The sequence below is a fragment of the Streptomyces sp. I05A-00742 genome, assembly GCF_013055795.1.
Lineage (GTDB): Bacteria > Actinomycetota > Actinomycetes > Streptomycetales > Streptomycetaceae > Streptomyces.
Genome location: NZ_JABETO010000005.1, coordinates 235,530 through 248,460, shown reverse-complemented (window position 1 = coordinate 248,460; position 12,931 = coordinate 235,530). Strand labels below are relative to the sequence as shown.

General features: G+C 71.0%; 15 protein-coding genes. 12 read left to right on the top strand and 3 right to left on the bottom strand.

The features are described 5' to 3' along the window. Window positions 1-81: 81 nt before the first annotated feature. Both HN013_RS07350 and HN013_RS07345 read left to right on the top strand, forming a co-directional pair. Window positions 82-642 carry a hypothetical protein gene (locus HN013_RS07350; protein ID WP_171164231.1) on the top strand — a complete coding sequence of 187 codons (561 nt, stop codon included), beginning with the start codon at window positions 82-84 and terminating at the stop codon, window positions 640-642. Further along, window positions 639-1,574 (top strand): hypothetical protein, encoded by a 936-nt coding sequence (locus tag HN013_RS07345; protein WP_171164229.1) that lies wholly within the window; start codon window positions 639-641, stop codon window positions 1,572-1,574. Before HN013_RS07350 ends, HN013_RS07345 begins: the two co-directional genes overlap by 4 nt. Window positions 1,575-1,630: 56 nt before the next feature. Here HN013_RS07345 and HN013_RS07340 read toward each other — a convergent pair whose 3' ends face one another. Then, complete coding sequence (locus HN013_RS07340) at window positions 1,631-2,350, bottom strand: isocitrate lyase/phosphoenolpyruvate mutase family protein (protein ID WP_171164227.1); 720 nt, start codon at window positions 2,348-2,350, stop codon at window positions 1,631-1,633. Further along, a complete protein-coding gene (locus tag HN013_RS07335; protein ID WP_171164225.1) occupies window positions 2,350-2,838 on the bottom strand; it encodes a carboxymuconolactone decarboxylase family protein in 489 nt (162 codons plus the stop codon). The genes HN013_RS07340 and HN013_RS07335 overlap by 1 nt, the downstream gene beginning before the upstream one ends. Before the next feature lie 47 nt (window positions 2,839-2,885). On the opposite strand from HN013_RS07335, the gene HN013_RS07330 reads away from it, so the two are divergent. The 10 genes from HN013_RS07330 to tgmC all read left to right on the top strand — a co-directional run bounded on the left by HN013_RS07330 (window position 2,886) and on the right by tgmC (window position 11,444). After that, a complete protein-coding gene (locus HN013_RS07330) occupies window positions 2,886-4,325 on the top strand; it encodes a PLP-dependent aminotransferase family protein (protein WP_171164223.1) in 1,440 nt (479 codons plus the stop codon). Window positions 4,326-4,392: 67 nt separating this feature from the next. Next, window positions 4,393-4,755 (top strand): hypothetical protein, encoded by a 363-nt coding sequence (locus HN013_RS07325; RefSeq protein WP_171164221.1) that lies wholly within the window; start codon window positions 4,393-4,395, stop codon window positions 4,753-4,755. A gap of 5 nt (window positions 4,756-4,760) precedes the next feature. Continuing rightward, on the top strand, window positions 4,761-5,957 hold the full coding sequence (locus tag HN013_RS07320; RefSeq protein ID WP_171164219.1) for a glutathionylspermidine synthase family protein: 1,197 nt from the start codon (window positions 4,761-4,763) through the stop codon (window positions 5,955-5,957). Between the two features lie 296 nt (window positions 5,958-6,253). Then, entirely contained in the window at window positions 6,254-7,483 is a 1,230-nt protein-coding gene (locus HN013_RS07315; protein WP_171164217.1) for a helix-turn-helix transcriptional regulator, read from the top strand. 56 nt (window positions 7,484-7,539) lie between these two features. After that, window positions 7,540-7,980 carry a hypothetical protein gene (locus HN013_RS07310; protein ID WP_171164215.1) on the top strand — a complete coding sequence of 147 codons (441 nt, stop codon included), beginning with the start codon at window positions 7,540-7,542 and terminating at the stop codon, window positions 7,978-7,980. Further along, complete coding sequence (locus HN013_RS07305) at window positions 7,977-8,405, top strand: ATP-binding protein (protein ID WP_312018529.1); 429 nt, start codon at window positions 7,977-7,979, stop codon at window positions 8,403-8,405. The genes HN013_RS07310 and HN013_RS07305 overlap by 4 nt, the downstream gene beginning before the upstream one ends. After that, the gene (locus HN013_RS07300; RefSeq protein WP_171164213.1) at window positions 8,402-8,902 is read left to right on the top strand and encodes a hypothetical protein; all 501 of its coding nucleotides are present in this window, start codon (window positions 8,402-8,404) and stop codon (window positions 8,900-8,902) included. Before HN013_RS07305 ends, HN013_RS07300 begins: the two co-directional genes overlap by 4 nt. 76 nt (window positions 8,903-8,978) lie before the next feature. Continuing rightward, on the top strand, window positions 8,979-9,281 hold the full coding sequence (tgmA, locus tag HN013_RS07295; protein ID WP_171164211.1) for a putative ATP-grasp-modified RiPP: 303 nt from the start codon (window positions 8,979-8,981) through the stop codon (window positions 9,279-9,281). Beyond that, on the top strand, window positions 9,278-10,240 hold the full coding sequence (gene tgmB, locus HN013_RS07290) for an ATP-grasp ribosomal peptide maturase (protein ID WP_171164209.1): 963 nt from the start codon (window positions 9,278-9,280) through the stop codon (window positions 10,238-10,240). Before tgmA ends, tgmB begins: the two co-directional genes overlap by 4 nt. After that, entirely contained in the window at window positions 10,230-11,444 is a 1,215-nt protein-coding gene (tgmC, locus tag HN013_RS07285) for an ATP-grasp peptide maturase system methyltransferase (protein ID WP_171164207.1), read from the top strand. The genes tgmB and tgmC overlap by 11 nt, the downstream gene beginning before the upstream one ends. A gap of 194 nt (window positions 11,445-11,638) precedes the next feature. On the opposite strand, the gene rocD is transcribed toward tgmC, so the two are convergent. Continuing rightward, window positions 11,639-12,844, bottom strand: a complete 1,206-nt coding sequence (rocD, locus tag HN013_RS07280) for an ornithine--oxo-acid transaminase (protein ID WP_171164205.1) — start codon at window positions 12,842-12,844, stop codon at window positions 11,639-11,641. Window positions 12,845-12,931: the final 87 nt, after the last annotated feature.

Here is a 12,931-nt window from a genome sequence, read left to right as displayed (position 1 = left end):
CATCCCGAGGGATCCATTCCCCGTTCCGGGCGACCGGTTCGAGCCTGGCCGGGGACCTCCGGCGGCTGAAGAATCCCTCGCATGATTGATCTCCTCGGAAAGAGAAAATCGGAACGCCCGGTACACCGGTGGCGCAGATCCGCCGGTGCGATGGCCGCCGTCACGGCCTTCGCGGGAGTCATGGCCTTTTCCTCCGCATCGCCGGCCGCGGCAGCTTCCAAATCGTATTCGTGGGACGAATGCGGATCCAATGTCGGCGCCTGCCTCGGCCTCTTCTACGGCGCGAAGAAGAACGGTGTGACGATCAGCGCCTGCTTCATGACCAACCGGTCGCACAAGGATCACTGGGGCCGGACCGAGCGCGGCAGGATCACGCGCTATGAATTCTGGAACCAGAAGGACCGCAAATATATCTCTTTCCGGCTCGGCGTGGAGACCAAGTGCATGCCCGAGGGTTGGGGATCCGGACATGAATTGAAGAACGCCGCCGCGTCGGCGGCGAACCAGGACTGGGTGACGCACGCCATCTACTACAACTCCTACTACGAGGGGTTCGGCCGCGCTTTTCCGCAGGATTTCTCCGGCAACCTCCACCAACTGCTGCGGAACAACAACGCGTCGAGCTTCCGGGAGAACCGATGAACGCGGCCGGCCGTACGTCCACGAGAATCGTCTCCGCGATGCTGGCCGTCGGCGCCGTGGCCGGTATCGGCTGGTACGCGTCGGGGGAACGGCCGGGCGGCGCGGCGCCGGCCGGTGTCGCGGCACCCGCGCCGGTGAAGCCCAAGGCGCCGGACCCCACGCTCCGCAGCGGTCTGCTCAAGAACCGGGAACTGCCGGTGGAGCGGTACCTGGTCTCCTACGCGGACGCCTCCACGGAGAAGGCCGCCCTGCTGAAGTCCGTGCAGGCCTGCATGGCGCGCTACGGGCTCACCTACGAGCCGCCGTCCACGGACGGCGCGATCCCCCCGCCGTCGGACAACTCGGCCAACCTGGAACGGCGTTACGGGCTGGCGGACAAGGCGTCGGCCGAGCAGTGGGGTTACGAGCTGCCGGGCGGCCGCCAGGAACTGCCGGCGTGGGAGCGGACCCCCGCCCAGATGGACGCCCTGTACGGGAAGGACGCCGAGGGCAAGGTGCTGGAGACCATCAACGGTCTGCCCGTGCCCAAGGGCGGTTGCAGCGCCGAGGCGGCTGGGGAGGTCGGCCGGCAGGACGAGGAAGCCGTCAGCGACGTCAACGCCGAGAGTTTCAAAGAGGCGTTGGACGAGCCCGCCGTGCAGAAGTCCCTCGGCGACTGGTCCGCGTGCATGAAGACCAGGGGCTACGAGTACAAGACGCCGTTCGAGATCACCCAGGGGCCGAAGGAGGAGGACTGGGGCAGCAGTCCCGAGGCCAAGAAGGTCGCCGTCGACGAGGTGGAGTGCAAGCAGTCCACCGGCTTGCTCGATGTCTGGTTCGCCACTGAATCACGCATTCAGGAGCAGAAGATCACGGCGAAGAAGGCCGTACTGGAGCGGGCCAAGCAGCACAACCAGTCCGTCGTCCTGCGCAGTCGGGCCGCGCTCAGGTAGTGCGCCCCCACGGCCGGCGGGTGCCGCCACCCCGCCGGCCGTGTCGTGAACAGGGCTCACGCGGACCGGAGTTCCGCGGCGATCGCCCCCGCCGCCGCCATGGACCGCAGGAACATGCCCTTGCCGAAGGTGATCCGGGTCGCGCCCAGGAGGCCCAGCCGGTGCGGAGCCGAAGCCTCCGGCGGGGCCATGGCGTTGACCAGCAGGCCGGAGGCGGCGGCGATCGCGGCCAGCGCGCTCTCCGGGGCGAGGATCGGGTACACGCAGTCCGCGCCCGCCGCGGCGTACAGCCGGGCCCGCTCCAGGGCGTCCTCGTCGGAGGCACCGCGCAGGTATGTGTCGATCCGGGCGTTGAGGAAGAGGGCGTCGCCCGCCTCCGCCCGTACCGCCGCGAGCCGGTCGGCCTGCTCGCGGGGGCCCAGGAGGCGGCCCGAGGACCGGTCGGTGTCCTCCAGGTTGCAGCCCACGGCGCCGGCCTCCAGGAGGCGGGCGACGAGCTCGCCGGGCGGGAGTCCGTAGCCGTCCTCGATGTCGGCGGAGACGGGCACGTCGACCGCCCGCGCGACGCGGGCGACCGCCGCGAACATCTCCGCCGCCGGTACGTCGCCGTCCGCCAGGCCCAGGGACTCGGCGACCGCGGCGCTGGGCGTCGCCAGCGCGGGGAAGCCGGCGTCGGCGAAGGCCCGGGCGCTCGCCGCGTCCCACGGGCCCGGCAGGACGAGGGGGTCCCCCGGGCGCCGGCCGTGGTGCAGCGCCCGGAAGTCCGCCACCGGCATCAGCGCGCCTGGTAGGCGCCGGGGGTGGACCGGGTGGACACGCCGAACCGGTTCCAGGCGTTGATCGCGACGATCATGGCCAGGAGCTGGGCCAGCTCCTTCTCCTCGAAGACCGCCGCGGCCCGCTCCCAGACCGCGTCCGGCACGAAACCGTCGGTCAGGACGGTGACGGCCTCGGTCAGGGCGAGCGCCGCCTGCTCCTTCTCCGTGTAGTAACCGACGGCCTCCTCCCAGGCGTTGAGGAGGTAGATCCGGTCCTCGGTCTCGCCGGCCTTGCGGGCGTCCTTGGTGTGCATGTCGAGGCAGAACGCGCAGTGGTTGACCTGCGAGGCGCGGATCTTGACCAGCTCGACCAGCGTCGGGTCGAGGTCCTGCTTGGCCGCCCGCTCCAGGCCGTACATCGCCTTGTAGACGTGGGGGGCGACCTCCGCGTAGTTCATCCGGGGGCCGTGGTGGTGGGTGGTCCGCTGTGTCGTGTTCTCCGTCATGGCTACGACACTACGGCCGCGGTAGCCCACGGGTATGGTCCATTTCCATGGACGAATCGTGGGCCATTCCGACGGCGGGCCCGGCCGTGGCCGGAACCGATCTGCACCTCGACCTGACCGGCCCCGGCGGCGTGCGCGCCGCGCTGATCCGGGCCCTGCGCGAGGCCGTACGGTCCGGGCGGCTGGCCCCGGGCACCCGGCTCCCCTCCTCCCGCACCCTGGCCGTCGACCTCGGCCTGGCCCGCAACACCGTCGCCGACGCCTACGGCCAGCTCGTCGCCGAGGGCTGGCTGACCGCCCGGCAGGGCTCGGGCACCCGGGTGGCCCAGAGCCCCGCGCCCCGGACCGCCGTCCGCGGGCGCCCCCTCCGGCCCTCCGCGCGCCCCCTGCACGACCTGCGCACCGGCACCGCGGACGTCTCCGCGTTCCCGCGCTCGGCCTGGTCCGCCGCCGCCCGCCGCGCCCTCGCCGCCGCGCCCAACGAGGCGTTCGGCTACCCCGACGGCCACGGCCGCCCCGAGCTGCGCGCCGCGCTCGCCGGCTACCTGGCCCGGGCGCGGGGCGTACGGACCGACCCCGAACGCATCGTCGTCTGCTCGGGCTTCGTCCAGGGGATCGCCCTGCTGTCCCGCGTCCTGTACGCACGCGGGGTCCGCGGCGTGGCGGTCGAGTCGTACGGGTACTGGGGCCACCACGAGCCCATGGCCCGCGCCGGACTGCGCCGGGTACCGCTGCCCGTCGACGGGCTGGGGGCGGACGTCCGCGAGCTGGCGCGCCTCAAGGACGTGGGCGCCGTCCTCCTCACCCCCGCCCACCAGTTCCCCACCGGCGTTCCGCTGCACCGGGACCGCCGCGCCGCCGTCGTCGACTGGGCCGCGCGCACCGGCGGGCTGGTCCTGGAGGACGACTACGACGGCGAGTTCCGCTACGACGGACGGCAGGTCGGCGCCCTCCAGAGCCTCGCGCCCGACCACGTCGTCTACCTCGGCACCAGCAGCAAGTCCCTCGCCCCGGCCCTGCGGCTGGCCTGGATGGTGCTGCCGGAGAACCTTGCCGCCGAGGTCGCGGAGACCAAGAACACGGGGGAGTGGGGCACGGGCGCGCTCGACCAGCTGGCGCTCGCGGAGTTCATCACCTCCGGCGCCTACGACCGGCACGTGCGGTCGATGCGGCTGCGCTACCGCCGGCGCCGCGACCGGATCGTGGCCGCGCTCGCCGAGCGGGCGCCGCACATCGGTGTCACCGGCATCGCCGCGGGACTGCACGTCGTCCTCGAACTCCCGCCCGGCACCGAGCAGTCCACCCTCCAGGCGGCCCACTGGCAGGGGCTCGCCCTGGAGGGCATCAGCCGCTACCGGCACGCCGACGTGCCCGCCCCCGCGCCCGGCAGCCCCGACGGCGTGATCGTCGCCTACGGCACCCCGGCCGAGCACGCCTTCGGCGGCGTCCTGGAGGCCCTGCTGCGGGCCCTTCCACCGGCCGGCTGAGCCCGCCCCGGGCGTTGTCAGTGCGCGGGTCTATCGTGTGCGGACACATGTACGACGGGGGAGTGAGATGGGACAGACAGCCTCACGGCGCAGACTCCGGTCCAGCACGGTGGTCCTCGGCGGTATGGGCGTGCTCGCCACCGCCCTGACCTCCTGCGGGTCCGAGCCGGACAAACGCTGTGTCGATCCGAACAGTTACGACGTGACGCGCGGCTACCGCGTCCTCGACTCCAAGGCGTGCAAGAGCACATCGTCCTCGGGGTCGTCAGGCTCGACAGGGTCGTCGGGATCCTCGGGCTCGTCCGCCCGCTGGTACTACGGCCCCGACCGGAAGTCCGGCGGCTACGCCGACAGCGGCACCTTCAGCAAGAGCCAGGCCGTCGACCGCGGCGGCTTCGGCTGCTCCTCCTCCGGCTCCGGCGGCGGGTGAGAGCCGTGCGCCGCCACCGCACCACCCCGCGCCCCGGCTGGCAGGAGACCGTCGAGGAGCAGGGCCTGATCTACCCGCTCACCCGCCACCCGGACGGCGAACTGCGCCCGTACTGGGACGAGAGCGCCTACTACTCCTTCACCCTGCCCGAGGTCGAGGCCCTGGAGGAGACCGTCGAGGAGCTGCACGGCATGTGCCTGGCCGCCGCCGCGAACATCGTCGACACCGGCCGCTTCGCCGACCTCGGGATCACCGACCCCCGGCTGGCCGGGCTCGTCGCCGAGTCCTGGCACCGGCGGGCCGAACTGCCCTCGCTCTACGGCCGCTTCGACCTCCACTACGACGGGAACGGCCCGGCCCGGCTGCTGGAGTACAACGCCGACACCCCCACCTCCCTGGTGGAGGCCGCGAGCCCGCAGTGGTTCTGGATGGAGGAGCGCTTCGCCGGCGTCGCCGGCGCCGACCAGTGGAACTCCCTGCACGAACGCCTCGTCGACGCCTGGAAGCGCCAGGCCGCCCTGCTCCCGCCCGGCGCCCCCCTGCACTTCGCCCACTCCGCCGGCGACGAGCTCGGCGAGGACCTGATGACCGTCGCCTACCTCCGCGAGACCGCCGCCCAGGCCGGGCTCGACACCCGAGCGATCTCCATGGAGAACATCGGCTGGGACCGGATATCCGGCCGCTTCGTCGACGAGCGCTACGGCTTCCTCCGCGCCTGCTTCAAGCTCTACCCCTGGGAGTGGCTGGTCGCGGACGACTTCGGTCCGCACGTCCTCGACACGCTCGACAACGGTGGTGGCACCGGGTCCACCCTCTGGATCGAGCCCGCCTGGAAGATGCTCCTCTCCAACAAGGCGCTCCTCGCCGTGCTCTGGGAGCTCTTTCCCGGCCATCCGAACCTGCTTCCCGCCTATCTCGACGGCCCTCGGGAGCTGGCCCGTACGACGGGGTACGTCGCCAAGCCGCTGCTCGGGCGGGAGGGGGCGGGGGTGACGGTCCACCCGGCCGGGGACGGTGCCCCGGCGCTCCGGGACGAGCGCTGCTGCTACCAGGAGCTGGCTCCCCTGCCGTCGTTCGACGGGAACCACGTGGTGTTGGGGGCATGGGTCGTGGAGGACGAGCCGGCGGGGCTGGGCATCCGCGAGTCGGAAGGGCTGGTGACGGACGGGTACGCGCGGTTCCTGCCGCACGTGATTCTTTGATGCCCGGACCGGTGGATCACCGGCCGCCCATGTGCCCCGCCTTGCCCCGGGCGACCTCCCGGGCGCGCTCCATGAGCGGCTTGACGGACCGGGCCGACGCGTGTGCCCGGATCCTGCGGGCTTTCGTATTTTTACGCTCGCCACTTGATGTGCGGGCGGAACTCCTGTTCTGCGGCCCTCCACACGCCTCTCAGGCTGTGGGTACGGTGCAAGGGTACGAGCCCGACGGATGGAGCACCGATGCCCCGTCGCCCGCCTGAGCGCCGCCGGCGCCTCACGCCGAATGAGGTGCGTTGATGTTGGAAGAAGCCGAGGAGATCGGGCGTCGAGCACGTCGCGCGCGACTCCGCCTGGGAATGGCCCAGGCCGACCTCGCGGTCGCCTTGGGAAAGTCTCAGGGGTGGGTGTCGAAGATGGAGCGCGGCCTGATCGAAATCGATCGCGTGGGTCTGCTGAACCTGCTGGCCAGTGAGTTGCACATCCACCCGAACGACCTGATCGGGCGGCCCTACAACAGCAGCCCTGGCGAGAACCAATGGCAAGTCGCTGCCTCGTCGATCCTGAGGGAACTCCGCCGCTACGACTTGACCCCGGTCTTTGCCGGGACCCCGCGGCCGGCCCGGCAGCTCTGGCAGGAGACCACCCGTCTTCACCGTCTGAGGGACGCTGCGGCCAACGTAGCGATCATGGAGGTGCTGCCCGACCTCCTACGAGAAGCCAGGGCCCTCGCGGAAGTCTGCACGGGTCACGAGCGGGAAGAGGCGTTCTCCATCTACGCGGTGTGCTGCAAGTTCGCTCACACCGCAGCCCACGCCCTCGGCCACCCCGAGCTGGTCACCATGTCGTGTGAACGGGCAGCTTGGTCCGCCCGCCTCTCCGGTGACCCGGTCATGCCTGCCGTGGCCGACTGGATGCGTGTATGGGACATGTGGGCAACTGCTGACTGGGAAGACGCGATCACCCTGTCGGACAAGGCCATCCGCAGTGTTCAGGAAGGCTACGACCAAGCCGAACCACTCGCTGTTCGCGCATGGGGGGCACTCCAGCTCCGGGCCGCCGTCTCTGCCGCGCGCGGCAACCTCCGATCAGAGGCCGAGGACCGCATCGCGCACGCAAAAGCCGCAGCCGACCGGCTGGCCGAGTACGCCGGTCCACCCGTGTACGACCGGCACTCTCTGACGTTCTCACCCGGCAACGTGCAGATTCATGCCATCAGCGTCGCCCTTGAGATGCGGGAGCAGCGACGGGCGCTGGCCATACACCGACGCACGAGCCCGGAGATGATCGCCTCACTCCCCAGCTCCCGTCAGGGGCACCACCACATGGAACTCGCGCGCGCCTGGCTATGGGACGGCAACAGGGACACCGCGTTGGCCGAGCTGGAAAAGGCTGAGCGCATCGCACCCCAGCTCATCCGCAACCACCCCATTGCCCGGTCAACCCTGCGCAGCATCGTGTACGCGGAACGAGCGTCCACCCGCGAGAAGCTGCGCCGCATGTCGGACCGGTTTCACCTCGATGGATGAGGACGGTATTCCCTCGGTTCATATTCGGCGGCTGGCGTCCTCTTAACTTCGGGGTCATGACCGACACGACTTCGGAGCAACTCCCTTCTGGGGACGCGGAGATCGGGACAGGCGAGCCGTACCACCCTCGTTTGGGTGACCTCGCCTTCGACCTCGGCGCGGGCGGACGAATCGGCGTCGTCGTGGCCCTCCCCCGTGAGGGCGCGAAGACGTACAAGCTGCGCCCGCCGGGCGGCGGCAGAGAATGGTCCGCGCCTTCCGACGGCTCCACCCTCCGCACCGTGCCCGTCCCGGTCACACACGTCACGCTGCTGAAACGCGATGCCCTGTACGACCACCGCGCCCAACGAGCGGTCATGCGCGTCCAAGTGCACTTCGAGGACGGCAGCAACGTGGAATCGACGCTACTCCTGACGCCGTCCGAGTTGCTGATGTCCCAGATCCAGTTCGAGCGGTTGATTCAGCAGCGCGAACGGGCGCGGGGGCATGAGCGGTGAGCGCCTCCACGCCGGCGCTCAGCGCTCCGGCTTCCGCCGGCCTGCCGCCGCATCTCACCTTGCCCGCCACCGAGCAGGCTCCCGCCATGGCCCGCGCCTACGCTCGGGAAGTCGTCAAGCACGCCGTGACCGACCCGGATGACGCATACCTGTTCGCCGTCACGCTCGTCGTGTCCGAGCTGGTGACCAACTCGGTTCGCTACGGCAGCGAGCCCGGCGATCGCCTGCGCGTCATCGTCGACGCCACCGACGCCCGCACCCGTATCCAGGTGCATGACCCCGTGCGCCGCGAGCCCCGGTTGAGGCCCGAGAGCGGCGAGCGGTGCCGGGGCCGTGGCCTCTACATCGTCGACGCCCTTGCCACGTGGGGGATCACCCTCAGACCGTTCGGCAAGGCCGTATGGGCCGAGGTGAGGCCGCAGTGACGACACAAGTCTCGCCCAGCCTCGGGTTCCTCTCCGGCCTCACCTACAGTCACGGGATCCACCACGCCGACACCGGCCCCGTCGCCCGGCTTCTGCTGACCCACGAACCGCCCCGGCGGGCCGGCGAAACCGTGGAGTGGATCGAGGCCGGCATGCGCGCCCTGTCCTTCTGCTGGGGCCTGAGCCCCATCGAGGAAGAACCCCGCTACATCGGATCGCGGATATCCCTGCACCACGGCATCGCCCGTCTCGACTACGGCGACGCCTGGTGGGAACTCCGTATCCCCGGCACCGGGAAGGAGTGGCAGGAGCACGTCGCCGCCGGCGGCCCTGTGCGCCTGACTCTCTCGTTCGAACCGACACCCGTCGGCCGCACTCAAGAGGACCTTTCCCGGTTCATCGAAGCCGGTATTCAGGCCGGCACGGTCCGATGGGGCACCACCCGCGCGCGCCCCCGCTCCCGCCTCGACGTACGAACGAGCCGCCCCGGAGCCTGATACATCCCGGGCCGACCGTTCGCCGCTCGCCCTACCCGGCCACAGTTCTGTCCGTCTCCCGATGGAAAGGCCCGCGATGTTCAACCACTCCGACCGGTTCCCCACCGGGACACCGCTCCCCCAGGGACACCGGACCCCCACCCCCTGGGCGCTGCGCCGCATCGCTCCGTATCCGCCGTTCGACGGGCACCAGTACGCCCGCGTCGAGCTCGACGCCACCACGCAGACCGCCCGCTACCTCGACGCCGCCGGCGCGGTCGTGATGGCGCCGGGGCACGGGACCTCGTCCGGCACCAACCCGCCCACCGGCACCACGGGTCAGGGCGACCGCAACAGCGACTCTCCCGACAGCGACACCGGGAACGACACCGACCAGTGACGGATCCCCGCCCGGTCGCGGTCGTCACCAACCTCGACGATCCGACCGCCGATCTGGTGATTGCCGAGCTGCACGACCGGGGTGTCCCGGTCGTGCGGTTCGACTCCGGTGACTTCCCCGCCACCCTCACGTGCTCCGCCTTCATCGGCGGCGACGCGGAGCGGTGGCGCGGAAGCGTGCAGACCCCGACCCGCACCGCCGAACTGGGCGCCGTCCGCTCCCTGTACTACCGGCGCCCCTCCGGGTTTGCCTTCCCCCACCTCGACTCACAGGACGCCAGGTTCGCCGCCGCTCAAGCCCGATACGGGCTCGGCGGTGTCCTCGCCTCGCTCCCCGACTGCCTCTACGTCAATCGCCCCGGCCGCATCGGCGACGCGGAGTACAAACCCGCCGGCCTCGCCACCGCCGCAGCGTGCGGCTTCACCGTCCCGCCCACGCTGATCACCAACCGGCCCGACGATGCCCGCGCCTTCATCAAGCGGCACGGGCCCGTCATCTTCAAACCCCTCTCCGTACCGCTCTACCTCGTCGACGGCAAGGCGCAGACCGTGCCCGTCACCACGGTCGGGGCCGACGAGATCGACGACGCCCTCGCCGGCACCATGCACCTCTTCCAAGCGCAGGTGGACAAGACCGCGGACGTCCGCGTGACCGTGATGGGGGACCGAGTGTTCGCGGTGCGCATCGACTCCGGACTGCTCGACTGGCGCACCGACTACAGCACCCACACGTACACCCCCGTCACCCCGCCGCCGGAAGCAGAGCGCGCGATCTTCGCCTGTCTCCGGCACTTCGGACTCGTCTTCGGAGCATTCGACTTCGCCCACACCTCCTCCGGCGCGTGGGTGTTCATCGAGTGCAACCCCTCCGGGCAATGGGCGTGGATGGAGCCCCCCACGGGCCTGCCCATGACCGCCGCCCTCGCCGGCCTACTGGAACGAGGCACCCATGGCACCTGACGTCACCCCCACCGCAACCGAGCTGCGGCACCGGCTCGCGGCCCACCTCGCCGACGACGGTCGGCTGCGCAGCCCGGCGTGGCGCGCCGCCGTAGAAGCCGTCCCCCGTCATGAATTCGTCCGGTGCTTCCACCGCGAGACCGACGCCCCCGGCCTGACGACGTGGGCCCCCGTCACGGCCGACCTCGTCGGCGTCGGGGAATGGCTGCGGCAGGCGTACGCCGACGAAACCCTCGTCACACAGTTCGACGGCCAAGAGACCGACTGGACCGACCCGAAGCCCATCAGCGGCGCGCATCCGACGTCGTCCTCCACCCTGCCGGCCCTCGTCGTGCACATGCTGGAAGAACTCCAGGTGGACGACGGAATGACCGTCATGGAGATCGGTACCGGCACCGGGTACTCGACCGCCCTCATGTGCCACCGTCTCAGCCCCGACCGGGTCACCTCCATCGAGACGGATCCCGACGTCGCCGCTCGGGCACGGGACGGACTCGGCCGCTGCGGATACGCCCCGCGCCTTCTCACCGGCGACGGCCTCGCCGGAGCCCCCGAGGGCGCTCCGTACGACCGCACCATCGCCACGTGCGGCGTTCGCCACGTCCCCTACGCGTGGGTGCGGCAGACCCGTCCCGGCGGGCTCGTCCTCGCCACCCTCCGCGGCTGGATGCGCTCACTCGGCCTGGTCCGCCTCACCGTCGGCCGCGACGGCCGTGCCGAGGGCCGGTTCATCGACAGCGATCCGAGTTTCATGATTGCCCGGCAGCAGGACGCCCCCGCGAGCCTCGGCACGATCCCCGCACCGGATGACGGCGCCTCTCGCCGCACTCCCTACGGGCCCGACGGGCTGACCGCGGCCGGCAGCGGGTTCGTGGCACAGCTCGCCATGCCCGGCGCCCGCTTCTTCTCCATGCCGGCCGACGACGGTACGCCCTGCACGTACGTGCTCGACGGCACGAACGAGTCCTTCGCCGTCCTCACGCCCAGGGCGGACGACACATGGAACGTCCGCCAGGGCGGTCCGGTCGCCCTTTGGGACGCCTTTGAGAACGCGCTCGGCACCTGGTGTTCGGCCGGCTCCCCGGTGCCGACGGAGTTCGGGGTCACTGTCACAGCAGAGAGTCAGCGGGTGTGGCTCGGAGCACCGGACGGCCCGAGTTGGCGCCTGCCGACTCCGGCGAAGACCTCGAACGTCTCTGCGTAATCGGACGAGTCCCGAAGCGGTGGACCGCCATGGCCAGTTGGCCGCGTGACCACCGCGCCTGGTCCATCACGCTCACGCCCACAGCCGTGCTCCCGTCGGAGACCGCGCTGTATGGCCTCATCGCCGGCCGGGCTGGATGTCAGCCCGGCCGGCGCGCGAGGACGACCGCGCGGGCGGGGGTCCGGAGCAATCCCCTACCCCGCGAGCACCGCTCGCAGTTGCTCCAGGCCCCAGTCCAGATCCTCCTTCGAGATCACCAGCGGCGGAGCGATCCGGATCGTCGACCCATGTGTGTCCTTCACCAGCACCCCCCGCTCCATCAACTGCTCGGACACCTCCCGAGCCGTCCCGCGCGACGGCGCGATGTCGACGCCGGCCCAGAGCCCGCGGCCGCGGACGGCCTCGACGGCGCCGGTGCCGGCGAGGAGGTTGAGTTCGTGGTGGAGGTGGTCGCCGAGGCGGGTGGCGCGTTCCTGGTATTCACCCGTCTTGAGGATGGCGATCACTTCGAGGGCGACGGCGCAGGCGAGCGGGTTGCCGCCGAAGGTGGAGCCGTGCTCGCCGGGGCGGTGGACGCCGAGGATGTCGCGGGAGGCGGCGACGGCGGAGACGGGGACGACGCCGCCGCCGAGGGCCTTGCCCAGGACGTACATGTCGGGGACGACGTCCTCGTGGTCGCAGGCGAAGGTCCGGCCGGTGCGGCCGAGGGCGGACTGGATCTCGTCGGCGATGAACAGCACGTTCCGCTCGGCGGTCAGCCGCCGCACGCCGGGGAGGTAGCCCGGGGGCGGGACGAGGACGCCGGCCTCGCCCTGGATCGGCTCCAGGAGCACGGCGACGGTGTTGTCGTCCAGGGCCGCCTCCAGGGCGGCCAGGTCCCCGTACGGCACGATCTCGAAGCCGGGGGTGTAGGGGCCGTAGTCGGCCCGGGCCTCGGGGTCGGTCGAGAAGCTGACGATGGTGGTGGTGCGGCCGTGGAAGTTGTTGTCGGCGACGATGATCTTCGCCTGGCCGTCGGGTACGCCCTTGACCCGGTAGCCCCACTTGCGGGCGGTCTTGACGGCCGTCTCGATGGCCTCGGCGCCGGTGTTCATGGGGAGCACCATGTCCTTGCCGCACAGGGCGGCGAGCTCGGTACAGAACTCCGCGAACCGGTCGTGGTGGAAGGCCCGGGAGGTGAGGGTCACCCGTTCCAGCTGGGCCTTGGCGGCATCGATGAGGCGGCGGTTGCCGTGGCCGAAATTGAGCGCCGAGTAGCCGGCGAGCATGTCGAGGTAGCGCCGTCCCTCGACATCGGTCATCCACGCGCCCTCGGCGGTCGCCACCACGACCGGGAGGGGGTGGTAATTGTGCGCGCTGTGGGCCTCGGCGGCGGCGATGCTGCGTTCCGTGGCGGTCAACGTGTGCTCCGTTCGGGTCGGGGCATGCGGTTGTTGGTCTTTCTAACACCGACGCAGCCACCGCCGGACCGAGTCGGCGGCAGCACC